We start from the raw sequence: 22,696 nt of genomic DNA, 5'->3' as shown, positions 1-22,696 counted from the left end.
GGCGCATTCGCATAGCCGAGCAGCGCCACGACAGGCAAATCCGTGGCTCCAGGGATTCGGGCCGAAGTGGAACAGCGGTGCGCCATAAGGCGTTTTCCCGGCAACGACCTAGTGGAAGGAGTTTGCCATGACCGCGCAACGGAAATGGTCCGCCGACGTCACCGAGCATAGCGACGCGCTGGACCTCGAGGAACACATCTTCGAATCCCACGATCCAAGGAAAATCGCCGCCTCGTTGAAGCGATCGGCCGAGCACAGCGATCGACGCAAGGCAGGGCCGTTTCAATCCGCCATGTCGATGCTGAATTTCTACATCAACCGAGCCGGCAAGAACCTGCCGGCGGCGCAAAAGAAAGTGCTGGAGGACGCAAAGGACGAACTGCGCGTCCTTTTTGGCCGCCCAAAGGAAGACTAGAATCGGTCACCATTGATTGGTTCTGCCAAATGCGGCTGAACTGGACCTAGTGACGGGTCCTCTTTGCCGCCAGTCTGCAGGCTCGGCTTGTATTCCCAAGCCTGCAAAAGTCTGGCGCCATGACGGTCAAGATCGGCATCAATCCCATCACCTGGAGCAATGACGATGTTCCCGCACTTGGCGGCGATACGCCCCTGGAGACCTGCCTGTCGGAAACCGCACAGGCCGGCTATCGCGGCACCGAGCTCGGCGGGAAATTTCCGCGCCAGGCTGAAGTGCTTGGCCCGATCCTGTCCTCCTATGGCCTGGAACTCGTCTCCGGCTGGTATGATGGCCGCATTCTCGACCGTACAGTCGACGAGGAATTCGCGGCGATCACCCCACATCTGCAGCTGTTGCGCGACCTTGGCGCCAAGATCGTCGTCTACGCCGACACCTCGCGCGGTCGCCATGACGGCATTTTTGCACCGATCTCCGAGCGTCCGCGCCTCGCCGACAGCGACTGGCCGTCCTATGGCGAGAAACTGACCGCCCTCGCCGACCGCATGGTCGCATTCGGGGTCGGCATGGCCTTCCACCACCACATGGGCACCATCGTCGAGACGGACGATGAAGTCGACAGGCTGATGGCGGCGACGGGCCGAAGCGTCGGCCTTTTGTTCGATACGGGCCACTGCCTGTTTTCGGGCGGCGACCCGCAATCGCTGTTGCAACGGCATCTCGACCGTATCGTGCATTTCCATTGCAAGGACGTTCGCAGGCCGGTGCTGGAAAGGGCACGCCGCGAGGACATGAGCTTCATGGCGGCGGTAATGGACGGCATTTTTACCGTGCCCGGCGACGGCTCGGTCGATTTCCTGTCATTGCTGAAACCCCTCGCGGCGCGCGGCTATGAAGGCTGGATCGTTGTCGAGGCCGAGCAGGATCCGGCCAAGGCGCATCCGCTGACCTATGCCAGCAAAGGCTATTTCTCGCTGCTTGCCACCGCCCGCGAGGCCGGCTTCGAAGTGGCGACGCGGCAGGCAGACTGACCGGCCCGCATTGCGAGCCGGAGGAACATAATGGGCGCGCGCCTCGATGGGGTTAGCGACGCGAAAGCGCCCGGCGATCCGCGCCGTCTTGCTCCCTGCGCGGCGCGGATCGCAGAATCCCTGCTCTGGATTTCAAACCCCGACTTTCAAGCTTGAGGCCGGCCGGAAGCCGTGCCTTGATGCAACCGAGGAGGAGCGACATGGCTTTCGAAGCTGCGCTTGGCATGGAACGGCTTTGCACCATCCGGGAGATCGCCGAGAAGGCAGAACTTGGCGCCGCCACCGTGCATCGCGCGCTGAAGAACAGTCGCGAGATCCGCCCCGAAACAAAGCAGCTAGTGCTCGACACCGTCTGCCGGCTCAACGAGGAAAAGATCGCCCGCGCCGCCCGGTTCGTCGGGGGATAGTGCCTTGGCCGACCACATGCGCCTTTCCCTCGACATCATGTCGGTCGACCGCGCTTCGGAAGAACCGATGCATCGTCAGATCTACGGCGCCTTGCGACGCTTCATCCTTGACGGCCAAATCCCGCAGAACACGCTGCTGCCGTCGACGCGCTCGCTGGCCGAGGATCTGAAGGTCGGGCGCAACACGGTCATCGCCGCCTATGACCAGCTCCTTGCCGAAGGTTTTATCGAGGCGCGCGCCGGATCGGGCACCTGGGTGGCGCCGATCCAGCAGAACCGCCCTTTGGCATCCCTGCGCGCCGGACTGGCAGCGCCGCAAAAGCTGTCGCGGCGCGGCCAGACCATCGTCAACGGCCCGCAACCGCCGCGCAATGCCGGCGTTATCAATTTCCATCCGGGCGTGCCCGAAACGGCGTCGTTTCCGTTCACCATCTGGTCAAGTCTTCTGGTGCGCAATGCACGCAGCCGCGACGAGAGCCTGCTTGGTTATCTCTCCTTTGCCGGCCACCCCGGCCTGCGTCAGGCCATTGCCTCGACCATCGGCCTGTCGCGCGGCATCAGCTGCACCGCCGACCAGGTGATCATCGTCACCGGTGCGCAAGCAGCGCTCGATCTCGTCTCGCGCGTGCTGATGGACGAAGGCGACCATGTCTGGATGGAAGAGCCCGGCTATCTCGGCGCCAAGAGCGCCTTTCTCGCCAGCGGCGCCAAATTAGCACCGTTGAAGGTCGACAGGCGCGGCTGGCATCTTGCCGATCCGGAGCTGCCGCCGCCGCGGCTGATCTATGTGACGCCATCCTGCCAATGGCCGTTCGGCACCATCATGCGCATCGAGGAGCGGTTGCAGCTGCTCGACATCGCCGAACGCAACGGCGCCTGGATCGTCGAGGATGACTATGACGGCGAATACCGGTTTCGCGGCCGGCCGGTGCCGGCGCTACGCGGGCTCGATCATGCCGATCGCGTCGTGTATATCGGCAGCTTCGGCAAGACGCTGATCCCGGCGCTGCGCATCGGCTATCTGATCGTGCCGCGCGAATTGTCGGTGCCGTTCGACCGGGCGGTGAGCATCACCGGCCAGTTCGCGCCGCTGATCCTGCAGGCAACGGTCAACGACTTCATCACGCAGGGCTATTTCGCCACGCACCTCAAGCGCATGCGCCGGCTCTATGCGCGCCGGCAGGCGAACTTCGTCAAGCTGTGCCAGGAGCATCTGGCCGAATGGCTGACCGTCACGGAAAACGATTCCGGCATGCAGCTGCTGGCGAGCTTCCTCAGGCCCTATAAGGACAGTGACGTGGTCGCCGCCGCCCTCAAGGAGGGGCTCGACGTCCAGGGCATCTCGATCAACTACCATTCCACAGAACCCGAGCACGGCCTGCTGCTCGGCTATGCGGCGATGGACGAACGCCAGATCCTGCGCGCAGTGCTGGCGCTGCGCGCCGCGTTCCTAAGGTTGGATAGAAGCTAGGGCAAGCTTCGCCATCCGGGCTTTCCGGCGCCGGCGCATGTTGCCTGGGAAGACCGGGAATTCCTTGGAACCCGGCTAGGGACGCCGATGCAGCCAAGGCAGCGCCCGCTTCGCTCTCTCGGTGCGACGAGATCGCCCCCATGGATCAGCCACGCGCGCGCTTTACCCTACTGCTTGATCTCGGGTTCAACGAGCTTCGCCAGATTTCGCAGCGACTCCTGCCAGCCGAGATAGCAGGCCTCAACTGGGATGACGTCTGGAATACCGGCCTGCGTGATATTCACTTCGGTGCCGACCGATACTTTCTTCAATGTCACGGTCACCTCGATCTCGCCGGGCAGGTTGGGGCCGTCGAACCGGTCGGTGTAGCGCAGTTGCTCATTGGGCACGAGCTCGACATATTCGCCGCCGAACGAGTGGCTGTCGCCGGTGGTGAAGTTGCGGAAGGACATTTTGAACGTACCGCCGACTTTCGCCTCGAAGTGATGAACCGTGCAGGTGAAGCCATTCGGCGGAAGCCATTTCGCAAGTGCATCCGCTTCGAGGAACGCGCGGTAGACTTTCTCCGGGGTTGTTGTCAGAACGCGGTGCAGCCGTACGGTGCCGGGCATATCGTTAATCCTCCGTGTTGGTGATCGATGCCCCCTAGGACGAGCGGAGCCCGGCCTATCCGACACGGGCCTGCGGATTTTTTGACGACCGGTTATGCCGGCCGGAATCCTCGCCCGGCTGCCGGACATGGAACTCGGCCGCAGGGTAGCAAACCGCGTCGGAACTGGTCTAGTTCACACTGTCGAACTTCTGCAGATCAACCGGTGCCGCCTTGCGCAATTCGACATCATCGAGCGAAGCATTCTCCAGCGCCACCCGCGCCGCCGCGTCGATGTTGTGGATCATGTCCTGAATATCGGTATCGCTGTGCGCCGGGTTCATGGCGACCATCACGGTGCGGTTGAGGATGTCGAGCGAGCGCTTGCCGAGGTCGTCGGAATAATCCAGCCGCAGGCCCTGGTTCTCGGGCAGTGCGTAAGGATTGAGCGCCGGATGATGCGCGCCTTCATGCATCAGCACCTGGTCCCACTGGGTGAAATTGTGGCGGCCGGTCTTACCGGCAACGACACTGGGAATGGTCTTCGAAAACGTCTGCGCCGCCTGCTCGCTCGGCAGCAGATACATCACCTGAGCGGCGCAATCGTCGTCCGGGCTGTTCATCGGCGACGGCGTCAGACCAAGATTGCCGAGGTGGCGGGTGCCGGCCAGCACCTTCTTCTTCTCGGCCCGCATCGCCTCGATGATGCCGTCCAGCCGGTCGAGCTGGACGTTGAGCATCGCCCCCATCAGTTCGGAAGCACGCGCGCCGATGCCGGCGAAGGGTTTGATGCTGTCGCTCCTGCCCTGCCAGTAGAAATGGCAAGGGTCGATGGCGCAGCGCGCCCGCTCCGCTACCTTCGGGTCGCTGGTGGCGATGCCGCCGCCCTCGCCCGATGTCATATTCTTGAAGTAGTTGAACGAATAGGCGCCGGCATGGCCGATCGAGCCGAGCTTGCGGCCCTCATAGCCGCCGCCGATTCCCTGGCAGACATCCTCCAGCACCAGCAAACCGCGCTTGGCCGCAATGTCCATGATTGCATTCATGTTGCAGGCGGCGCCCCACATATGCACCGGGATCACCGCCCTGGTGCGCGGCCCGATGGCATCGCGCAAGGCGATGGGATCGATGGTCAGGCTCTCGTCGATGTCGATGATGACGGGAATGGCCCCGACCGAAAGCACCGCGGTCGCGGTCGCCATATAGGTGTGCGCAGGCACCAGCACTTCGTCCCCCGGGCCGATGCCGAGGCCGATCAGGCCGGCGGCGAGCCCATAGGTGCCGCTGGCGGCAAGCGCGAAATGCTCGACGCCGAGGTGCTGCGCATAGCGGGCCTCGAAGCGGTCGCATTCGCTGTCCTTGCCGTAACGAAACAGCGCGCCCGAGCGGATCACCCTGGCAATGGCTTCGATTTCCTCTTCGCCGGCGGTGTACATGACAGGCCTCCAAGTTACTTGGTAGTTTGGGTCACTTGATAATGTGGTCGCTTGATGGTGTGGACAGCTGTAGGCTTGTCGGCACAGTTTGAAAGAACCACTCCGCCGCTATTCGACCAAGCCATCTGCGCCCGGAAGACGGTTCCTATGACTGGTTTTGAACCCTGATTGGGGAAATCGGCAGCTAAGTGTCTCAGCCGGCAGGCAAATTGTACCCATCCGAATTCGCCAAAGTGGCCCTGTCGGAAAGGCAGGTTTCGGCGTTCCATTCCGGCCAGTTGGGCAAACGGTTGGTTCCATGAAAGACGGGACACACTTTGGAAGACCCCCGAAGCCGGTATGCCGGCGGGAAGGCGGCCATTCGTGAACGCCGCCGGCTCCAGCAAACGGATCGTGCTCCACGAGGACGATGTCGGCATGTGCCACGGCGCCAACAGCGCCTTCCTTGAATTGAGCGGGCTGGGTGTCTGCAGTTCCGGCGCGGTGATGGTGCCATGCCCCTGGTTCCTCGAAATGGCCGAAAACGCCGTCGCCAACCCTGGCCTCGACCTCGGCGTCCACCTGACGCTGAACAGCGAGAAACAGCATTACAAGTGGCGGCCGTTGACCGCGCCGTCGCGGGCGGCCGGCCTGACCGACGAGTTCGGCTTCTTATGGCCCGATGTGGCGACCACGCGCCGCAAGGCGGTGCCGCAGGCGGTCGAGGCCGAGCTTCGCGCCCAGATCGACACCGCCTATCGCGCCGGCATCGACGTCACCCACCTCGACGCGCATATGGGCGCGGCATTGTCGCCGGAATTCTGCGACATCTACATCAAGCTCGGGCTGGAATATCAGTTGCCCGTGCTGCTGACCAAGACCCTGTCCGCCTATTCCCCCAACGACAATCTGGTCGGCGTCACCGAGGAGGCGTTCCAGCGTGGCGTGGCACTGGGCCGTGCCGGCGGCTTTGCCATTTTCGACGCCGCCATCCAGACGACCTGGGGCCGGCCGCGTTCCAGGCCGATCGAGCCCGCTTACAAAGCGCTCATCGAGGGTGTGCGCGAGGGCTTGACCTTCTTTTGCCTGCATTGCAACGCGCCCGGTGAACTCGAGCTGATCGAGCCGCGCTCCGCCTATATCCGCACCGAAGAGTACGAGCTGTTCCGCGACCAGGGCTTTCGCGACTGGCTCGCCGCACAGCCGATCGACATCATCGGCATGAAGCCGTTGCGCGAGGAGCTTCGCGCGACGCTCTCGGCCGGGCGATCAACAACAACGGCCCGCGGCGACACCGCGGGCGAACAGCGGTTGGCGTCGGCAAAGGCCCGCAAAGCGGCCACCCGATCCGCGACGTGAGCCGATCGTCGCGGCCGGAAAACGGCGCCAGAGGGATTGGAACTGCAACGACAAATGGGAGAATAAGATGAAAACTCTTCTGAAAGTGGCATTGGGCGCCTTCGTCTCGGCGGGCCTGATGACAGGCATTGCGTATGCCGCGGGCCTCAAGGATCCGAAGGACGTCCGCATCACCTTCGTGGTGCACGGGTCGGCGTCCGATCCCTATTGGTCGGTGGTCAAGCGCGGCGTCGATGACGCGGCCGCCCTCACCGGCGCCAAGGTCGAATATTACGCGCCGCAGGTTTTCGACGTGGTCGAGCAGGCCCGGCTTCTGGACGCCGCCATTGCCACCAAGCCGGACGGTATCGCCGTCTCCATCGCCGACGCCAATGCGCTCGGCAAATCGGTCAAATCCGGGCTTGCCGCCAATATTCCGATGGTGGTTCTGGATTCCGGCGAAAAGGAAGGCGCCGAGCTCGGCACGACGCTCTATGTCGGCACCGTTTCCGAATATGATTCCGGCAAGAAGGCCGGCGAGCGGCTGGCCAAGGAAGGCACGCTCAAGGTCGTCTGCATCAACCACGAGGTCGGCAATGTCAGCCTCGACCAGCGCTGCCAAGGCCTCAATGACGGGCTGAAGCCCTCCGGCGGCGGCACCGAGGTTCTGGCCGTGGCGCCGGATCCGGCCGACATCCAGCGCCGCACCGAAGCCTATCTGTCGGCGCATCCCGACACGCAGGCCGTCTTTGCGCTCGGCGCCACCGCCGCCAACCCGCTGATCCCGATGTTCCGCGACAAGGAACTGTTCGGCAAGCTCAAGCTCTACACCTTCGACATCAGCCCGGAGGTTCTCGACTCGGTCGTAGCCGGCGAAATGGGCTTCGGCATGGACGCCCAGCAATATCTGATGGGCTATCTGCCGGTGATCTATCTGGTCGAACAGGCGACGCACGGCTTCTGGCCACAGAACAACGCCTATACCGGACCGCTGTTCATCGACTCGCCCGAAAAAGCCAAGGCGATCCTGGCCCTCGCCAAAGAGGGCATCCGCTAGGCAAGCGCTCCGACGGAACGGGAGAATGCGCCAAGCGCTCTCCCGATCCGTTCGAAGATTGCGAATTGAGCGATTGGGGAGCCTAATGGCGGTCGTGGAAGACAACGCAGCACCTCCAGCCGAGCTGAAGGCGACCGACCGCTTCGGCATGACGTCGAAGCGCGCCGCCGGCGCCGACGAACGGTTGGCCAGCACCGGCAAGCTGACCCAGTGGCTGCGCCGGCCGGAAGCCGGTGCCGCCGGCGGGCTGCTTGCGACGATCATCATCTTTGCGCTGCTGCCGGGCGCGGCGAATCTCTATTCGCTGCAGGGATCGATGACATTCCTGACGCTGTCGGCGGAGCTCGGCATCGTCGCCACCGCAGCAGCGCTCCTCATCATCGCCGGCGAGTTCGATCTTTCGGTCGGCTCCATGGTCGGCTTCGCCGGTGTCGTCATCGGGCTGACGGTGAAGTACTGGGGACTGCCGCTATGGGGCGGCATCGCCTGCGCCTTCGCCGTTGCCATCCTCACCGGCTATCTCAACGGCCTGATTGTGGTGAAGACGCGCCTGCCCTCCTTCATCGTCACGCTCGCCACGCTCTATATCCTGCGCGGACTGTCGATCGGCATCACCCGCGCCGTCACCGGCCGCACCCAGATCCCCTACATCCTCGAAGGCGCACCGGACCCAGCAACGGCCGGCATTTTCAACGGTCATCTGCTCACCGGCCTGTTCCACTGGATGGGCGCGCAAGGCTGGATCGCCACCCGCAGCGACGGCATTCCCTTCGTCGCCGGCGTTCCGATGTCGATCGTCTGGTGGCTCGGCCTGACGGCGCTGGCCGGTTACGTGCTCACCCAGACGAAATACGGCAACTGGATCTTCGCCACCGGCGGCGACCTGATCGCAGCCCGCAACGTCGGCGTGCCGGTCGATCGCGTCAAGATCAGCCTGTTCGTCTACACAGCCTGCGCGGCGACGCTGCTTGCCACCATCCAGGTGATGGAGGCGGGCTCCGCCGACACCACGCGCGGCCTGCTCAAGGAATTCGAGGCGATCATCGCCGCCGTCATCGGCGGCGTGCTGCTCACCGGCGGCTACGGCACCGTCTATGGCGTCTTGTTCGGCGCGCTGATCTTCGGGCTGGTGCAGATGGGTATCTTCTACACCGGCATCGACACCGACTGGTTCAAGGTCTTCCTCGGCATCGTCATCCTGATGGCCGTGCTGGTCAACAACTACATCAGGCTGAAGGCGCTCGGCCGCGGAGGTGGCAAATGACTGCGCCAGCCCAAATGAGCGAACCGGCTATGGAACTGCGCGGCGTCAGCGTCAATTTCGGCTCGGTGCGCGCGCTCCAGGACATCGACATCAAGGTCTATCCGGGCGAGGTCCACTGCCTGCTCGGCGACAACGGCGCCGGCAAGTCGACGCTGATCAAGGTTCTGTCGGGCGTCTACCGGCCGAGCAAGGGCGAAATCCTGGTCGACGGCAAGCCGGTCACCTTCCGCAGCCCGCGCGACGCGCAGGAGCTCGGCGTGGCAACGGTGTTCCAGGACCTCGGCATGATCTCGCTGATGTCGATCACCCGTAACTTCTTTCTCGGCCGCGAGCCGACCAAAAGCAGCCTGCCCTTCTCGCGCATCGATAAGGAACGCGCCAACACCATCGCCAGGCAGGCGATGGCCGATATCGGCATCGACGTGCGCGACCCGACGCAGGCCGTCGGCACGCTGTCGGGCGGCGAGCGCCAGTCGGTGGCAATCGCCCGCGCCGTGCATTTTGGCGCGCGCGTGCTGATCCTCGACGAGCCGACCTCCGCACTCGGCGTCCACCAGGCGGCGATGGTGCTGAAGTTCATCATCGAAGCGCGCATGCGGGGTCTGGCCGTGATCTTCATCAGCCACAACATCCACCATGCCTATCCGGTCGGCGACACCTTCACGCTGCTCAACCGCGGTCGCAATCGCGGCACCTATGCCAAGTCGGAAATCTCGCGCGACGAGGTCATCTCGATCATGTCGGGCGGCGAGGATCTGAAAGCGGTCGAGGCGGAGATTGCCGGCCTGCTCGCCCAGATCGACAACCGGCCGCCTGCGGCGCCTTGAGCTGACATCAGGACATTGCGGGGAATGATTGCATGAGCAGGTTACGCGTCGGGGTCGTCGGCGCCGGCATGGTCTCGCAAGTCGAGCATATCCCCAATCTGCTGCGCCTCGGCGAATTGTTCGAGCTGGTCGGGGTCGCCGATCCCTCCAGGATTTCGCGGCAGTTCGTCACCGACACCCATGGCATTGCCAATTTCGAAACGATCGACCAGCTCTTCGACCAGCGCCTCGACGCGGTGGTGATCGGCTCGCCGGACCCGCTGCATCACGAACAGGTGCTGGCGGCGCTGGCGCGCGGCCTGCATGTCTTTTGCGAAAAGCCGCTCTGCTATTCGCTGGCGGAAATCGCCGAGATCGTCGCCGCGCGCGACGCCGCCAGGAAGATTGTTCAGGTCGGCTATATGAAGCGCTTCGATCCGAGCTACCGGCTGGCGCTCGCTTCGCTGCCGGGCACATCAAGCACGCTGCGCTCGGTCTCGGTGGAAGTGAACGATCCCGACGCCTGGCCGTTCATTGCCCATCAGCCCTACAGGCGCGGCACCGATATCCCCGAGGACATGATCGCCGCCGTCGCCGCCAAGCAGAAGCGCCAGGTCGAATACGCCATCGGTGTTCCCGTGACCAAGCTCGCTTTCCGTGGGTTTACCGGCGCTTACAGCTCGGCTTTGATTCACGACGTCAACGCCGTCCACGGCCTGCTCGACGCGCTCGGCGTGCCGGACGGCGAGGTCGTCGGCGCGCAGATCTTTGCCAATGGCGACGGCGGCCAGGGCGCCGTCAAGCTTTTGGACGGGCAGGCGCTGTGGACCATGACCCATCTCACCGTACCCAAGCTCGCCGACTACAAGGAGCGGATCACGCTGTTCTTCGACGATGCCAGCCTGGAGCTCGAATTCCCCTCGCCCTGGCTCAACCATCATCCGACGCGGCTGACGGTGACGACCTCGCACGGTCACATACTGTCGAAGAAAGATTTGCGCGCCGGCTACGCAGAAGCCTTCGTCGAGGAGATGCGTGGCTTCTGGGCGGCGATCGTCAATGGCGACCCCGTCGTCAACCCGCCCGAACACGCCGCCCGCGACCAACAGCTGCTCCTCGGCCTGACCCGGCGGCATCTCGCGACCGCACCCTTCGACTGAGTGCCTGTAGCCGAACGGCGGCTACCTGGACTTGATGACGCTGTCGGTATTGGCCAGCAGCTTGCGCACCGCATTGCGCGCCGCGTCCGGCCGCTGCAGGCGGATGCTCTTCTCGATTGCCTCATGCAGCCTCTGCGCATGCTGCAAATCGTCGAGTTCCCGCGTCGTAAAAGCGAACAGATGATCGAACGCCGATTCGATCAGCACGCCGAGCGGCACCAGCAGGTCGTTGCCCGAGGCGCGCAGGATGGCGAGATGAAACCGCGTGTCGGCGCGCGTGCGCTCCTGCAGGTTGGTTGCCTCGCCCATCTCGCGACAGGCCTGGCTGATCTCGGCCATCTGCTCGTCGGTGCGCCGCATCGCGGCGAAGGCGCTGGCCTCCGGCTCGATGATGTGGCGGAATTCCTGCACCGTCCTGAGGAACACCTCGCGGTCCGGCGAGGTCGCATACCAGGCCAGCACGTCTCGATCGAGCAGGTTCCAGCGCTCCTTCGGCTCGACCCAGCTGCCGATTTTGGGACGTGACGACAAAAGACTCTTCGCCATCAGCATTTTGATGGCTTCGCGTACCGCCGAGCGGCTGACGTCGAAGGTCTCCGACCATTTGGCTTCGTTGGGCAGGATGGTTCCCGGCGGATAGTCGCCGCGCACGATCCTCAGCCCGATTTCGTTGGCCAGCGAGGCGTGCACGCTCGATCCCGGCATGCGTGCCGCATCGGCCCGGCGAACACCGCTCGTGCGTTCGGCGAACGCCTCGGCCGCTGTCTTTCCCTTATTCGGCTTCGCGTCCCGCATGGCTCCACAAAGTCCGGATTTGGAGGCGTGTCAAGGAGATGAAATCGACGGCAATATCTCAGTTTGGTTTTCCGCCTCGGTCCCCTCGCCGACATCGCGCTTTGCCGAACGCTCACGCCGGAGCGGCACGAACGGCTTCTGTTTGTCCCGACTGAATTCCTCGATCAGGAAATCAAGGAAGACGCGGATTTTCGGGGCAAGATGCTGGCGTGCCGGATAGACCGCGTAGAGCGTGGTTTCGACCTTTTCCCAGTCATCCAGAGCCGATTGCAGCCGGCCTGCTGTCAGATCGCTCTCGACATAGGGATAGGGGATCAGGCTGACGCCGAAACCGGCGCGCAGCGCATCGCGCACGGCAAGGCTTGACGACACCGAATATCGTCCCTCGATGGCGATCCGCTCGCTGCGGCCGTCCTTGCGGAACTCCCATATGTCCGCATGCCCCGAGAGGCTGAACCGGATGCAATTGGCCGCCTTCAAATCGGCAGGCGTTTTGGGCCGGCCATGCTTCTCGAAATAGGACGGAGCTGCGCAAAGCACGTGCGGCATGACCGCAAGCTTTCTCGCGACCAGGCTGGAATCCTCGAGATTGTCGCTGCCGCGAATGGCTAGGTCAAATCCCTCCCGCACGATATCGACGCGCCTGTCATCAAGATGCAGGTCGAGTTTCAAATCGGGATAGCGCGATAGAAACGCGGGAATGCCAGCCGAAAGCCGCGTCAACGTGACGGTCATCGGCGCGCTGACCCGCAACGTCCCGCTCGGCGCCGTCTTGATGGGACCCAGGACCTGGTCGGCCCTGGCCAGCGCATCGAGCCCCTGCGTGACATGCTCCAGATAGATCCTGCCCTCTTCGGTAAGCGCCATGCGCCGCGTCGTCCGGTTGATGAGCCGCACGTCCAGATGCGCCTCCAGCTCGGCGATGTTCTTGCTGATCGCCGGAGGCGAGAGGCCGAGCCGCCGTCCGGCTTCGGCAAAGCTGTTCAGTTCCGCCACGTGGCGGAAAACCTGCAGCGCCGTCAGGCGATCCATCGCACCATTCTCTTCCAGTAAATAATGTCTTTCAATTGTCGCATATTATCGCTCGTTGGTAAATTCTCTATCTGCTTCCCGAACGGCTTGCTCAATTTCGGAATGACATGATGACCAACCCCACAATCTCCCTTATCGAGCGACGCATGTCGGCCAATCGGTTCGATGTCTCGCACGCATTGACGGATGCCGAGGTCGAGGAACTGGCACGCCTCGCAACGCGCGCACCAACCGCCTACAACCTTCAGAATTGGCGGTTCATCGCCGTGCGGACGCCGGAAGCAAAGGCGCGGTTGCGTAGCGTGGCCCATGGCCAGGCCAAGGTGCAGGAAGCAGCGGTCACCTTCATCGTCTGCGGCGTACTGCCCGACCACGCTGCCCTCAATGCAAGGCTGCTTCCTTTCGTCGAAGCCGGCTTCATGCCGGCGGATATGGCTTCGGGCTGGCAGGAAGGCGCCCGCACCCAATATGCCGATCCTCGAGCGGCCCGCGACGAAGCCGTGCGCTCGGCAACGCTTGGCGCTGCAACGCTGATTTTTGCAGCCGAAGCGCTGGGGCTCGTCGCTGGTCCTATGGGAGGCTTCGATGCCGAAGGCGTGGCCCGCGAGTTTGGCCTTGGAACGAATGAAGTGCCGGTGATGCTCATCGCGGTCGGCCGCGCCGCGCCCGGCAACTGGCCGCAAAAGCCCCGCCGCCCACTTGCCGAAGTACTGGAAATCTTATGAAAACGCACCGTTCCGATCTGTTGCTGACGGCCATTGCACCCGCAATATGGGGCAGCACCTATATCGTCACCACGCAGTTCCTGCCGAACTTTTCGCCGATGACGGTCGCAATGCTGCGAGCCCTGCCCGCCGGCTTGCTGCTGCTGGCGATCGTTCGGCAACTGCCAACGGGAATCTGGTGGCTGCGCAGTTTCGTCCTCGGAGCCCTCAACATCTCGATCTTCCTGAGCATGTTGTTTGTCGCCGCCTACCGGCTTCCGGGCGGGGTCGCCGCGACGGTCCTGTCGGTCCAGCCGTTGATCGTGATTTTCCTTGCCTCTGCCCTGCTTGGCAGCCCTGTCCGCCGGCTGTCGATCCTCGCCGCCCTTGTCGGGATCGCAGGTGTCGCGTTGCTGGTGCTGACCCCGAACGCGACGCTCGATGCGGTCGGCGTTGCCGCCGGCGTCGCCGGGGCGGCCTCCATGGCCTTCGGAAGCGTATTGTCGCGTAAGTGGCAACCGCCAGTATCGCTGCTTACCTTCACGGCATGGCAGCTGACCGCTGGCGGTCTGCTTCTCGTTCCGGTGGCGCTGCTTTTCGAGCCTTCCATGCCGCTCCCGACCGGGGCCAACCTGCTTGGACTGGCGTGGCTCGGGCTGATCGGCGCGGCGCTGACCTATGTCCTCTGGTTCCGGGGCATTGCGCGGCTGGAATCTTCGGTGGTGTCGTCGCTGCTTTTCCTCAGCCCGGTGACCGCCGTGCTGCTTGGATGGGTACTCCTGGACCAGACGCTGACCTTGCCTCAAATCGCCGGCGTCGTTTTCGTCATCGGCAGCATCTGGCTGGCTCAACGCCCTAGTCGCAACGAATCATGAGCCTGGGCGGTAGTGGGTCAGTTTGAAACCAACCGCCAGATCGTCCAATAGTAGACTGCCACATGCGCCGCTTCGAATGCTGCCAGTGTAGCTGCAAAGGCTCCGACCAAAGCGACGGAAGGATGCCGATCGAGCCATGACGGTGGCTGGTCGCCATCGCTCTCTTTAAGAGCTACGAAAATCGGTCTCCAGGTAGCGATGGCGCGAAGCCCCGTCCAGACAGCGGCCCAGATCAAAACAAATTCAAGGGGGAAGCCCAGAGCGGCGAAATAAATCGGACCGATTACAGACACCAATGGAACAAGAATGTTCATTTAGGGGGGCGCTTCTTGTAAGGGCCACGCTTCATCGGCTTTTCTGCCTCTTTCGCTTCGACTAACGCAACGATGTCGCAAATCTCCCATAGCTTGCCGGTTACGCCAGCGGCCATTGCCGGGGTCATGCGAAGCGAAGCATGGATGCGGACGAAGTTGTAATACATGAAGTGCAGAGCCACGGCGTTGGCCTTCCGGGTAATGGTGCGGATAGCTTGGCCCTCGACCAGCAGGTGAAGGATTTTGGAACGGTCGCGGTGCGAGGTTGTTCATGCCTTCACTCTGGCAGAGTGAGGCTTTAGTCAAGCGCTAGGCCGTCAACTCATAATCGCGAAATGACCGAGGTTGTGGAATTAGTCTCCTAGTTCCGTTGAGGAACAAGGCCATCAAGTCCCTCTGAAATCCGTTCAAGGGCTGCGACTAGCGACCCATTTTCGAATGGCTCGATCAAAGCTCCGTCCATGAACCGGTCGTCGGCGTGATTTTCTTGTAAACGCCAGTAGACCTCCCTGACGTCCATCGAAGCGAGATCGTTGGGGTCAAGTGGGAGCCAACGAGCCCGCCCAGTTCGCTTCTTTTCTAGAAACGGCTTCAACCATCTCATGTCGAACGTAAAGGCGTTGTATAGGGCAAAAAGATCCTGCTCTACGTCATTGTAGAGACGGTTTTGTTCATCAAAGAATTCTGCCCGTGTCAGGGATCGCAGCTTATCGACCATTAGCGCAATACGAGTACGCCACTCCGCTGTGTCCATGTCTTACAACTCCTTCGACATCAAACTCGTCGCAATCCGCATCTGGCTACGCGGTAATGAGTCTACGTCTTAGGGTCACTTTCCCTGGCCCGCCAACTTGTTTCGGCGGATCGTTCGGCACTATGGTCAAGCGGCGGAGGATCTGCCGATGCCACAACGCCCTTATGATGAGCGCCTACTCCGTCAGGCGTTCGAGATCGCGCGCAAGGCCCGCGATGCCGGCGAACATCCCTTTGGTTCGCTCCTCGCCGACAAGGACGGCAATGTGTTGCGCGAGCAGCCCAACGCTTACAAAGCCGGCGGGGGCGACCGCACCGCTCATGCCGAAAGGCTGCTGGCCTCGTGGGCGGGGATGAATATCAGTCTCGAACAGCTGGCCTCCTGCACACTCTACACTTCGGCCGAACCTTGCGCGATGTGCTCCGGGACAATCTATTGGGCGGGCATCGGACGGGTCGTCTTTGGGCAGAGCGAACACGACCTCAAGGAGTTGACGGGCGCACATGTCGAGAATCCCACACTCGACCTGCCCTGCAGGATCGTCTTCGAAGCTGGGCAGCGTCCGACTGAAGTCGTCGGCCCGCTGCTTGCCGATGAAGCGGCGCAACTCCAGGCCGAATTCTGGAAAGACAAGTAGGGTTCAGGACTCGTTGATGCAGAGGCAGAGGCGACTGCTGACGTGGACTACGACCTAGGACGTAGACTCATGCCGTTTAGCACCCGCCGATCATCGACGCGCGGCATCCCTCGCGGCTTGTTGGGCAACAGCGGCTCGATCACGCGCCATCCGAAGTCGGTCAGATCATATCGGCTCATGCAGAGCGTGAATCAGATTCCTCCGCAATATGAAAGTCCCGGTCGGAAAACGACCCCATTGCGGACCTACGCCCAACAAGGATATGTTGCCGCCGCGCGCGTAGGCATCCCGCTTCACCATCGCGCATGTTCCATGAAAGCAAAGAATAGATTCGACTCGCTCATGCACGCGGTCTGCTGGTCATGGGTATTGTGGAGGAATGCACGGCGACAAGTTCATGCATGTCACCGATTTTATTCCTCAATCCGGTGATGTTACAGCGGACCAATTCGTGGAATGGGTATTTCTAGCTGAATATGAGAATGAAAGTGAACGAATGTCTCCCAGGTGGGATCGGCATCGCCAGAGGATACGAGACTTTTTCGTTGAGCATATGGGATCAGACGTCGTCGATGCCAGCCAACTAAAATGGGGCGTGAAGGGCTAAGCCAACCCCTTTGCTCTGCTTCCCACCCATCGCGGTTATACCGCATTTATGAGTTCACGTGCCTAGAGGCCGGTGAGCAATTTCTTAAGCAGAGCGTTAAGAGTTTCCTGCTCCGCCAGCGTCAGCACGGAGATTAATTGCTCTTCCAGCGCCACCATTGGACCGATCAAATCGTCTATCGCGCGCTTGCCGCCAGTCGTCAGCGCAATTTGCTTGCCGCGCCGGTCGTTGGGATCGGGGCGTCGTTCAACCAGCCCGGCGCGCTCCAGCCGGTCCAGGCGGCTCGTCATGCCGCCCGAGGAGATCATTGCCGATTCGTAGAGCTGAGTAGGTGAGAGCATATAGGGTTCACCGGCGCGCCTGAGCGGCGTGAGCACATCGAACTCACCTACATTCAGGCCTGCTTCTTTGAGCAACGGGTTCATGTGATCGCGGATAACCCGCGCGGCGGCATCGAGCAGGCGACCTACCGTTTCAACAGGCAACAAGGGAAGATCGGGGCGCTCGCGAGCCCATTCCTTAGCTGCGGCCTCGGCGCGATCCATGTCAAATATTCCCTTGCCAAAATGTATCTTGCAATCAAGATACATTGCATCTACTAACATTGCAGCAAGATAATAGCGCAGCGCGCATCCCTGGAGAAAGCGAAATCGATGCCCAAAATGATTTTCGTGAACCTGCCTGTCCGTGACCTGTCAGCGTCGACGGCGTTCTACGTGGCGCTAGGCGGCACTGTGAACCCACAGTTTTCGGGCGAGAAATCCACCTCGCTCATGTTCTCGGACACGATCGGGGTGATGCTGCTGACCCATGACCACTACCGCGAATTCACTACACGCCCAATCGGCGACGCACGGCGCGACAGCCAGGCAATGATCGTCCTCACTGTCGATAACCGCGACGCCGTCGATTCAACACTAACCAGCGCGGTTGCGGCGGGCGGTCGCGCCGATCCCAACCCGGCACAGGATCTTGGCTTCATGTACAACCGCCACATTGAAGACCCAGATGGCTACGTTTGGGAAATCGTGTGGATGAACCAGACGGCGAACGCCTGAACGTAGGGTGTGGGCGCATCGGTCGTAGCGGGTCCTGAGCCTAGCCTCATGACGAGAAATTCGGTGCTGCCCAGTGCCGGTTTCGCGTCAGGTACGCCCGTCAGGTCGTCTTGACATATTTCCGCCAGCTGTGCTCCGGCCGGAAGCCGAGTATGTCCCGTGCCTTGCGGTTGGAGAGCAGCGTCTCGTATTCGCCAAGTTCGCCCTTAACCGGCACATCGGGGTAAAACCGCTTCAGGAGTTCGGCTGTCGGCAGGTCGGACGAGGTGTCGTCATTGGCGGCGTTGAACACCTGATAGCCGAGCCCGTCCTTCTCGATGGCGCGCAGCGTGATCTGGCCGAGGTCGCGCGCGTCGATATAGCTCCAGGCGATGCGCTTGCGGAAACCCGGATCGGCGAACCATTTCGGAAACAGCGAGTATTCATGCGGCTCGATGACGTTGCCGATGCGCAGGGCGTAAATGTCGGTGCCATCGCGTTGTGCAAACGCCCGCGCGGTCTTCTCGTTGACGACCTTGGACAGCGCGTAGCTGTCCATCGGATCGACGTCGTACTCCTCGTCGAGCGGGAAATGCGTCGGATCGCGCGGTTCGTTGGCGAAGACCAGGCCGTAGGTCGTCTCGCTGGAGGCGATCACCACCTTGCGGATGCCGAGCTTCACCGCAGCCTCGATCACGTTGTAGGTGCCGAGCGCGTTGATGCGGAACACCTCATTGTCGGGCGTGATCATGATGCGCGGGATCGCCGCGAAATGCACCACGGCATCGACCGGCTGCGTGCGCAGCGACGGGTCGAATTCATGCAGGCCCATATAGCTCGACAGCGCATTGAACACCTGCCCGCTATCGGTGATGTCGGTGATCAGCGTGCGCACCTTGGGATTGTCGAGCGGCTTGGTGTCGATGTTGAGCACCTGGCAGCCCTGCTCGACCAGATACTGCACGACGTGGCGCCCGGCCTTGCCGCTGCCGCCGGTGAACATGATCCGCTTCGTCATTTTGCTCTCCCTGGAATTCATGTGTATTGTCAGACAATATCGAACTCTGCAATCGCCTGCCATGGCATGCGGCAAAAACCCGCTTCAACAATTCGCCGGCAAGGTGCAGCGCCGTCATCCATCATTGCAAAATAGGACGAAACGACATGAACACGACCGCCGCGAGCGAAAAGATCGGCTTCATCGGGCTTGGCCTGATGGGGCACGGCATAGCGAAGAACATCGTCGACAAGGGCTATCCGCTGACGTTTCTCGGCCGCAAGAACCGCACGCCGGCGGAAGACCTGCTCGGCCGGGGCGCCAGGGAAGCGGCGACCTCGCGCGACGTCGCGGCGGCATCCGATATCGTGTTCATATGCGTCACCGGCTCGCGCGAGGTCGAAGCCATCATCCGCGGCCCCGGCGGCCTCAAGGAAGGCCTGAAGCAGGGATCGGTTGTCGTCGACTGCTCGACCTCGGATCCTGTCTCGACGGTGGCGCTGGCCGCCGAGCTCAAGGCGCTCGGCGTCGATTATGTCGATGCCCCGCTCAGCCGCACCCCGAAGGAGGCCTGGGAAGGCACGCTCGACGCCATGGTCGGCGCGCCCGACGCGGTCTTTGCCCGGCTGAAGCCGGTGCTCGAAACCTGGGCCGGGCGCATCGTCCACATCGGCGACACCGGTGACGGCCATCGCATGAAGCTGCTCAACAACTTCATTTCGCTCGGCTACGCCGCGATCTATTCCGAAGCGCTGGCGTTGGCGCAGAAGGTCGGCATCTCGCCGCCGCGCTTCGACAGCGTCATCCGCAACGGCCGCATGGATTGCGGCTTCTACCAGACCTTCATGCGCTGGACGCTGGAAGGCGACCGCGAAGCGCACAAATTCACCATAGCCAACGCCTTCAAGGACCTTACTTATCTGGAATCGATGGCGGGTGCTGCCGGCATCGCCAACCCGCTCGGCAACGCCACCAAGAACGCCTTCGCCGGTGCCTTCGCGGCCGGCCCCGCCGACCAGTATGTGCCGATGCTGGCCACGCATATCGGCAAGGTCAACGGCGTCGACCTCATGCCGACCAGGGATGGCAAGAAGCAGACGATCTGAGAACGTTGGGATTAACGTCTGGGAGTGTCGCAAAACACCAACATTCGACTGCCGCAGGCTAGTTCGTTTGCACAGAGGATTTGGTTCTTCGATTGAGCCCGAAAGGAACTGTAGACGTTCGCTGCCGACCAGCTACAGCCGCCAATCTCCAACGCTGGCGATTAGCCACATGCCACCACACCTTCGTCATCCCAGGGCGGAGCAGGAGCGAAGCGACGTCGCGCAGACCCTGGGATCCATGCCGTGACATCCGCCGAAGAATGCAGCGGCTCAGAGCGGCGCTTGCATCCGCCATTGCGCTCGTTGCCGTTCCACCATGACCGCGAGCCAGAAGCTGCTGAAGCACTGGCTCCACCAATGGGAGACCGAATTGATCGAGACGACCAGTCCCAGAGTGCTTCGAGCTTTTTCGTAGGACAGGGGTGGCAGCGTTTGGTTCTGGTCCGCTGGAGCACTGCCGCAAGGTAAACGGCATGGATCCCAGGGTCTGCGCCGCGTCGCTTCGCTCCTTGCTCCGCCCAGGGATGACGAAGGGAGGATTTCGGCTAATCTCCTAAATTTGCGATTTGCCACCGACAGGAATGATCGACCTTCGTTGCCGGTTGACCCGACTTACACGCTATTGGCCGAGAAACGATCGAATTAGCGCCTAGACCGGCCGATAACGTCATCTGTATTCGCGAGAAGTCTGTGCACCGCAGCACGCACAACTTCCGATCGGAAGACGCCAGAAACAAAAAACCCGCCTCGGGAGGCGGGTCGTTGGAGCCAATTAGCACCATACCCAAGTTACTAGCATAGCTGCCGGCACAAAGCAAGAACAAAATACGCCGCGGCGGTAAAAAATCCACAGCCCGGTGCAATCATCACCGTCGTGACCGCCCGATAACATCGTCGGTGTTGGCGAGAAGCCTGTGCACCGCGGCACGGGCTGCGGCCGGCCGCTGCAGGCGGATGTTCTTCTCGATCGCCTCATGCAGCCTCTGCGCATGCTGCTGGTCGCTGGTTTCGCGCGTGACGAAAACAAACAGGTGATCGAGCGCCGATTCGATCAGCACGCCGAGCGGCACCAGCAGGTCGTTGCCCGAGGCGCGCAGGATGGCGAGGTGGAACCGCGTGTCGGCGCGCGTGCGCTCCTGCAGGTTGGTCGCTTCGCCCATCTCGCGGCAGGCCTGGCTGATCTCGGCCATCTGCTCGTCGGTGCGCCGCATGGCGGCAAAGGCGCTGGCCTCCGGCTCGATGATGTGGCGGAATTCCTGCACGGTTCTGAGGAACACCTCGCGGTCCGGCGAGGTCGCATACCAGGCCAGCACATCGCGATCGAGCAGGTTCCAGCGCTCCTTCGGCTCGACCCAGCTGCCGATCTTCGGGCGTGATGCCAAGAGGCTCTTGGCCATCAGCATCTTGATCGCCTCGCGCACCGCCGAGCGGCTGACGTCGAAAGTCTCGGACCATTTGGCTTCGTTGGGCAGGATGGTTCCCGGCGGATAGTCGCCGCGCACGATCCTCAGCCCGATTTCGTTGGCGAGCGACGCATGCACGCTCGAGCCGGGAAAGTGTGCGGCGTCGGCACGCCGAACGCCGGCCGGCCGCGCAGCCTCGGCCTTCAACTTGGCGGGTCGCTTTTTTGATGTCGCGTCCGGCATTCGTATTCCCCGGCAGCTGCTTGTCGAAACCTGAACTCAGGACACGACAAAGCAACGGCCTACGCTCCAAAGCAGCGTCGCCTCGTGCGTTTGTATGGACGATCTGTGACGGGGCGCCCGTCGAAGGGCGCCCCGAAACTGCGAACCTACTTCTGGATGCAGGTGTCGACGGTGTCCTTGGTGCATTCGTCGAGGCCGGTGAACACCGGATCGGCGACCGGCTTGCCGTCGACCAGGTCGATCATCACCGAAGGCGCCTTGTAGCCCATCTCGAACGGCCGCTGGCCAACCAGCGCGGTCACCAGCCCGTCACGGGCAATCGCCACCTCGTCGCCGATCGTGTCGGCGGCGCCGATGACGAAGGCGTTGCTGGCGATCTTGTCGGCCATCGGCTTGAACAGGTCGCGATAGGGCTGCGGAGCGCCGAACAGCGGCCAACCGCCCATGATACCGAAGGCGTCGAGATCGGGATTGGCAGCGAGGATGTCGGTCATCGCCTGCACGCCCTTGGCGCCGTCGTCATTGGTGAACACCGGGCAGCCGGCAACTTCCGTCCAGCCGCCTTCGCCCGCCAGCGCCGCGAGGCCTTCCTTGCCCGAAAGCGCGTCACGCATGCCCTGCGCGCGGCGCAGGATGTTGTCGGCGGCCGGATTGCCTTCGATGGTGCAGATCTTGCCGCCATTCGGCTTGGCCTTCTTGATGTATTCGCCGATCTTGTGACCCATCAGGTAATTGTCGGTGCCGAGATAGGTCTTGCGCAGCGCCGCGTCTTCCTTGCTGAGGTCGGCGTCGAGGGTCATGATCGGGATCGACGGATTGGCGCTTTTGATCGTCTGCGCGATCAGCGGCGCGTTCGACGGCGAAATCGCCATCGCCACCGTATCGGGCTTGCTCAGCATGTCCTGGACGATCTGGGCTTCACCGGCCTCGTCCGAGGTCGATGCCGGTCCGGTGTAGAAGCACTCATATTCCGCGCTGGCGTTTTCCTTGTTCCATTTCTCGCAACCCTGGTGGATGGCCTCGAAGAATGGATTGTCGAGACCCTTCACCACGATGACGAGCTGTTTCTTGGCCATGGCCGGCCCGGCACCCAACGCCATGACGGCGGCGGCAGCGAGCAATAGTGATTTCCTCATGTCAGTCCTCCCTTTTGAAACAAAACGGACACCACGTGCCCGCCACACACAGATCGACCCGGAGCAAGATGACAGAGGACGTCGCACTCGTGTCGCCAAGCCA

The 22,696-nt window shown here is 62.3% G+C and carries 24 protein-coding genes and 2 pseudogenes; 14 read left to right on the top strand and 12 right to left on the bottom strand.

Features of this window, described 5'->3' with window-relative positions:
• Positions 1 to 127 precede the first annotated feature (127 nt).
• The 4 genes from NKH13_RS13070 (at position 128) to mocR (ending at position 3,324) form a co-directional block, all read left to right on the top strand.
• Complete coding sequence (locus NKH13_RS13070) at positions 128 to 415, top strand: DUF3175 domain-containing protein (RefSeq protein ID WP_023721237.1); 288 nt, start codon at positions 128 to 130, stop codon at positions 413 to 415.
• 119 nt (positions 416 to 534) lie between these two features.
• Positions 535 to 1,446 carry a myo-inosose-2 dehydratase gene (iolE, locus tag NKH13_RS13065; protein WP_352912703.1) on the top strand — a complete coding sequence of 304 codons (912 nt, stop codon included), beginning with the start codon at positions 535 to 537 and terminating at the stop codon, positions 1,444 to 1,446.
• A 200-nt stretch (positions 1,447 to 1,646) separates the two neighbouring features.
• The gene (locus NKH13_RS13060) at positions 1,647 to 1,853 is read left to right on the top strand and encodes a LacI family DNA-binding transcriptional regulator (RefSeq protein ID WP_352912702.1); all 207 of its coding nucleotides are present in this window, start codon (positions 1,647 to 1,649) and stop codon (positions 1,851 to 1,853) included.
• 4 nt (positions 1,854 to 1,857) lie between these two features.
• Entirely contained in the window at positions 1,858 to 3,324 is a 1,467-nt protein-coding gene (gene mocR / locus NKH13_RS13055) for a rhizopine catabolism transcriptional regulator MocR (RefSeq protein ID WP_352912701.1), read from the top strand.
• Between the two features lie 167 nt (positions 3,325 to 3,491).
• On the opposite strand, the gene NKH13_RS13050 is transcribed toward mocR, so the two are convergent.
• Positions 3,492 to 3,935, bottom strand: coding sequence for an SRPBCC family protein (locus NKH13_RS13050; protein WP_352912700.1), 444 nt, complete (start codon positions 3,933 to 3,935; stop codon positions 3,492 to 3,494).
• A gap of 169 nt (positions 3,936 to 4,104) precedes the next feature.
• The gene (locus tag NKH13_RS13045) at positions 4,105 to 5,349 is read right to left on the bottom strand and encodes a DegT/DnrJ/EryC1/StrS family aminotransferase (RefSeq protein WP_352912699.1); all 1,245 of its coding nucleotides are present in this window, start codon (positions 5,347 to 5,349) and stop codon (positions 4,105 to 4,107) included.
• A 363-nt stretch (positions 5,350 to 5,712) separates the two neighbouring features.
• Here NKH13_RS13045 and NKH13_RS13040 point away from each other — a divergent pair, with 363 nt between their 5' ends.
• From NKH13_RS13040 to NKH13_RS13020, 5 genes are all read left to right on the top strand, one after another.
• Complete coding sequence (locus tag NKH13_RS13040; protein ID WP_352912698.1) at positions 5,713 to 6,687, top strand: polysaccharide deacetylase family protein; 975 nt, start codon at positions 5,713 to 5,715, stop codon at positions 6,685 to 6,687.
• A 67-nt stretch (positions 6,688 to 6,754) separates the two neighbouring features.
• Positions 6,755 to 7,723, top strand: a complete 969-nt coding sequence (locus NKH13_RS13035) for a rhizopine catabolism ABC transporter substrate-binding protein (protein ID WP_352571758.1) — start codon at positions 6,755 to 6,757, stop codon at positions 7,721 to 7,723.
• A 148-nt stretch (positions 7,724 to 7,871) separates the two neighbouring features.
• Positions 7,872 to 8,987 carry an ABC transporter permease gene (locus tag NKH13_RS13030; RefSeq protein ID WP_352912838.1) on the top strand — a complete coding sequence of 372 codons (1,116 nt, stop codon included), beginning with the start codon at positions 7,872 to 7,874 and terminating at the stop codon, positions 8,985 to 8,987.
• Between the two features lie 14 nt (positions 8,988 to 9,001).
• Positions 9,002 to 9,814: an ATP-binding cassette domain-containing protein gene (locus NKH13_RS13025; RefSeq protein WP_352912837.1), complete on the top strand. Its 813-nt coding sequence runs from the start codon at positions 9,002 to 9,004 to the stop codon at positions 9,812 to 9,814.
• A gap of 32 nt (positions 9,815 to 9,846) precedes the next feature.
• A complete protein-coding gene (locus tag NKH13_RS13020) occupies positions 9,847 to 10,953 on the top strand; it encodes a Gfo/Idh/MocA family protein (protein ID WP_352912697.1) in 1,107 nt (368 codons plus the stop codon).
• A gap of 21 nt (positions 10,954 to 10,974) precedes the next feature.
• Here the strand turns inward: NKH13_RS13020 and NKH13_RS13015 are convergent, their stop codons facing one another.
• Positions 10,975 to 11,748 carry a FadR/GntR family transcriptional regulator gene (locus NKH13_RS13015; protein ID WP_352912696.1) on the bottom strand — a complete coding sequence of 258 codons (774 nt, stop codon included), beginning with the start codon at positions 11,746 to 11,748 and terminating at the stop codon, positions 10,975 to 10,977.
• A 30-nt stretch (positions 11,749 to 11,778) separates the two neighbouring features.
• Positions 11,779 to 12,780, bottom strand: coding sequence for a LysR family transcriptional regulator (locus tag NKH13_RS13010; protein ID WP_352912695.1), 1,002 nt, complete (start codon positions 12,778 to 12,780; stop codon positions 11,779 to 11,781).
• A gap of 110 nt (positions 12,781 to 12,890) precedes the next feature.
• Here NKH13_RS13010 and NKH13_RS13005 point away from each other — a divergent pair, with 110 nt between their 5' ends.
• Together NKH13_RS13005 and NKH13_RS13000 are read left to right on the top strand one after the other, a co-directional pair.
• Positions 12,891 to 13,505 (top strand): nitroreductase family protein, encoded by a 615-nt coding sequence (locus NKH13_RS13005; RefSeq protein ID WP_352912694.1) that lies wholly within the window; start codon positions 12,891 to 12,893, stop codon positions 13,503 to 13,505.
• Positions 13,502 to 14,359, top strand: coding sequence for an EamA family transporter (locus NKH13_RS13000; RefSeq protein ID WP_352912693.1), 858 nt, complete (start codon positions 13,502 to 13,504; stop codon positions 14,357 to 14,359). Before NKH13_RS13005 ends, NKH13_RS13000 begins: the two co-directional genes overlap by 4 nt.
• 17 nt (positions 14,360 to 14,376) lie before the next feature.
• Here NKH13_RS13000 and NKH13_RS12995 read toward each other — a convergent pair whose 3' ends face one another.
• The 3 genes and pseudogenes from NKH13_RS12995 to NKH13_RS12985 form a co-directional block, all read right to left on the bottom strand.
• Positions 14,377 to 14,673: a hypothetical protein gene (locus NKH13_RS12995; protein ID WP_352912692.1), complete on the bottom strand. Its 297-nt coding sequence runs from the start codon at positions 14,671 to 14,673 to the stop codon at positions 14,377 to 14,379.
• Positions 14,670 to 14,864: pseudogene (locus tag NKH13_RS12990) on the bottom strand (IS1 family transposase); the annotation flags it as partial. The pseudogene NKH13_RS12990 and the gene NKH13_RS12995, both read right to left, overlap by 4 nt.
• A 170-nt stretch (positions 14,865 to 15,034) precedes the next feature.
• Positions 15,035 to 15,427 carry a hypothetical protein gene (locus NKH13_RS12985; RefSeq protein ID WP_352912690.1) on the bottom strand — a complete coding sequence of 131 codons (393 nt, stop codon included), beginning with the start codon at positions 15,425 to 15,427 and terminating at the stop codon, positions 15,035 to 15,037.
• Between the two features lie 148 nt (positions 15,428 to 15,575).
• On the opposite strand from NKH13_RS12985, the gene NKH13_RS12980 reads away from it, so the two are divergent.
• On the top strand, positions 15,576 to 16,064 hold the full coding sequence (locus tag NKH13_RS12980) for a nucleoside deaminase (protein WP_352912689.1): 489 nt from the start codon (positions 15,576 to 15,578) through the stop codon (positions 16,062 to 16,064).
• Positions 16,065 to 16,114: 50 nt separating this feature from the next.
• Here NKH13_RS12980 and NKH13_RS12975 read toward each other — a convergent pair.
• Positions 16,115 to 16,243 (bottom strand): annotated as a pseudogene (locus NKH13_RS12975) (IS5/IS1182 family transposase); the annotation flags it as partial.
• Positions 16,244 to 16,733: 490 nt separating this feature from the next.
• A complete protein-coding gene (locus NKH13_RS12970; RefSeq protein WP_352912688.1) occupies positions 16,734 to 17,216 on the bottom strand; it encodes a MarR family winged helix-turn-helix transcriptional regulator in 483 nt (160 codons plus the stop codon).
• A gap of 108 nt (positions 17,217 to 17,324) precedes the next feature.
• Between NKH13_RS12970 and NKH13_RS12965 the strand changes: the two genes are divergently transcribed.
• Complete coding sequence (locus NKH13_RS12965) at positions 17,325 to 17,729, top strand: VOC family protein (protein ID WP_292658994.1); 405 nt, start codon at positions 17,325 to 17,327, stop codon at positions 17,727 to 17,729.
• A gap of 100 nt (positions 17,730 to 17,829) precedes the next feature.
• Here NKH13_RS12965 and NKH13_RS12960 read toward each other — a convergent pair whose 3' ends face one another.
• Positions 17,830 to 18,726 (bottom strand): NAD-dependent epimerase/dehydratase family protein, encoded by an 897-nt coding sequence (locus tag NKH13_RS12960; protein WP_352912687.1) that lies wholly within the window; start codon positions 18,724 to 18,726, stop codon positions 17,830 to 17,832.
• A gap of 146 nt (positions 18,727 to 18,872) precedes the next feature.
• On the opposite strand from NKH13_RS12960, the gene NKH13_RS12955 reads away from it, so the two are divergent.
• A complete protein-coding gene (locus NKH13_RS12955) occupies positions 18,873 to 19,811 on the top strand; it encodes an NAD(P)-dependent oxidoreductase (protein ID WP_352912686.1) in 939 nt (312 codons plus the stop codon).
• 866 nt (positions 19,812 to 20,677) lie between these two features.
• Here NKH13_RS12955 and NKH13_RS12950 read toward each other — a convergent pair.
• The gene (locus tag NKH13_RS12950; protein WP_352564321.1) at positions 20,678 to 21,457 is read right to left on the bottom strand and encodes a FadR/GntR family transcriptional regulator; all 780 of its coding nucleotides are present in this window, start codon (positions 21,455 to 21,457) and stop codon (positions 20,678 to 20,680) included.
• A gap of 146 nt (positions 21,458 to 21,603) precedes the next feature.
• Positions 21,604 to 22,593 carry a sugar-binding protein gene (locus NKH13_RS12945; protein ID WP_352912685.1) on the bottom strand — a complete coding sequence of 330 codons (990 nt, stop codon included), beginning with the start codon at positions 22,591 to 22,593 and terminating at the stop codon, positions 21,604 to 21,606.
• Positions 22,594 to 22,696: the final 103 nt, after the last annotated feature.

The sequence above is a fragment of the Mesorhizobium sp. M1348 genome (genome assembly GCF_040317925.1).
GTDB lineage: Bacteria > Pseudomonadota > Alphaproteobacteria > Rhizobiales > Rhizobiaceae > Mesorhizobium.
This window is presented reverse-complemented; position numbering and strand designations above follow the sequence as displayed.

Coding starts and splice junctions, on each gene's coding strand:
- NKH13_RS13015 (WP_352912696.1), bottom strand. CDS start 11,748: ATGCGGGACGCGAAGCCGAATAAGGGAAAGACAGCGGCCGAGGCGTTC.
- NKH13_RS13035 (WP_352571758.1), top strand. CDS start 6,755: ATGAAAACTCTTCTGAAAGTGGCATTGGGCGCCTTCGTCTCGGCGGGC.
- NKH13_RS13025 (WP_352912837.1), top strand. CDS start 9,002: ATGAGCGAACCGGCTATGGAACTGCGCGGCGTCAGCGTCAATTTCGGC.
- NKH13_RS13070 (WP_023721237.1), top strand. CDS start 128: ATGACCGCGCAACGGAAATGGTCCGCCGACGTCACCGAGCATAGCGAC.
- NKH13_RS13060 (WP_352912702.1), top strand. CDS start 1,647: ATGGCTTTCGAAGCTGCGCTTGGCATGGAACGGCTTTGCACCATCCGG.
- NKH13_RS12950 (WP_352564321.1), bottom strand. CDS start 21,457: ATGCCGGACGCGACATCAAAAAAGCGACCCGCCAAGTTGAAGGCCGAG.
- iolE (WP_352912703.1), top strand. CDS start 535: ATGACGGTCAAGATCGGCATCAATCCCATCACCTGGAGCAATGACGAT.
- NKH13_RS12995 (WP_352912692.1), bottom strand. CDS start 14,673: ATGAACATTCTTGTTCCATTGGTGTCTGTAATCGGTCCGATTTATTTC.
- NKH13_RS13010 (WP_352912695.1), bottom strand. CDS start 12,780: ATGGATCGCCTGACGGCGCTGCAGGTTTTCCGCCACGTGGCGGAACTG.
- NKH13_RS12970 (WP_352912688.1), bottom strand. CDS start 17,216: ATGGATCGCGCCGAGGCCGCAGCTAAGGAATGGGCTCGCGAGCGCCCC.
- NKH13_RS12965 (WP_292658994.1), top strand. CDS start 17,325: ATGCCCAAAATGATTTTCGTGAACCTGCCTGTCCGTGACCTGTCAGCG.
- NKH13_RS13000 (WP_352912693.1), top strand. CDS start 13,502: ATGAAAACGCACCGTTCCGATCTGTTGCTGACGGCCATTGCACCCGCA.
- NKH13_RS13045 (WP_352912699.1), bottom strand. CDS start 5,349: ATGTACACCGCCGGCGAAGAGGAAATCGAAGCCATTGCCAGGGTGATC.
- NKH13_RS13050 (WP_352912700.1), bottom strand. CDS start 3,935: ATGCCCGGCACCGTACGGCTGCACCGCGTTCTGACAACAACCCCGGAG.
- NKH13_RS12955 (WP_352912686.1), top strand. CDS start 18,873: ATGAACACGACCGCCGCGAGCGAAAAGATCGGCTTCATCGGGCTTGGC.
- NKH13_RS12960 (WP_352912687.1), bottom strand. CDS start 18,726: ATGACGAAGCGGATCATGTTCACCGGCGGCAGCGGCAAGGCCGGGCGC.
- NKH13_RS13005 (WP_352912694.1), top strand. CDS start 12,891: ATGACCAACCCCACAATCTCCCTTATCGAGCGACGCATGTCGGCCAAT.
- NKH13_RS13030 (WP_352912838.1), top strand. CDS start 7,872: ATGACGTCGAAGCGCGCCGCCGGCGCCGACGAACGGTTGGCCAGCACC.
- NKH13_RS12945 (WP_352912685.1), bottom strand. CDS start 22,593: ATGAGGAAATCACTATTGCTCGCTGCCGCCGCCGTCATGGCGTTGGGT.
- NKH13_RS13020 (WP_352912697.1), top strand. CDS start 9,847: ATGAGCAGGTTACGCGTCGGGGTCGTCGGCGCCGGCATGGTCTCGCAA.
- NKH13_RS12985 (WP_352912690.1), bottom strand. CDS start 15,427: ATGGACACAGCGGAGTGGCGTACTCGTATTGCGCTAATGGTCGATAAG.
- NKH13_RS12980 (WP_352912689.1), top strand. CDS start 15,576: ATGCCACAACGCCCTTATGATGAGCGCCTACTCCGTCAGGCGTTCGAG.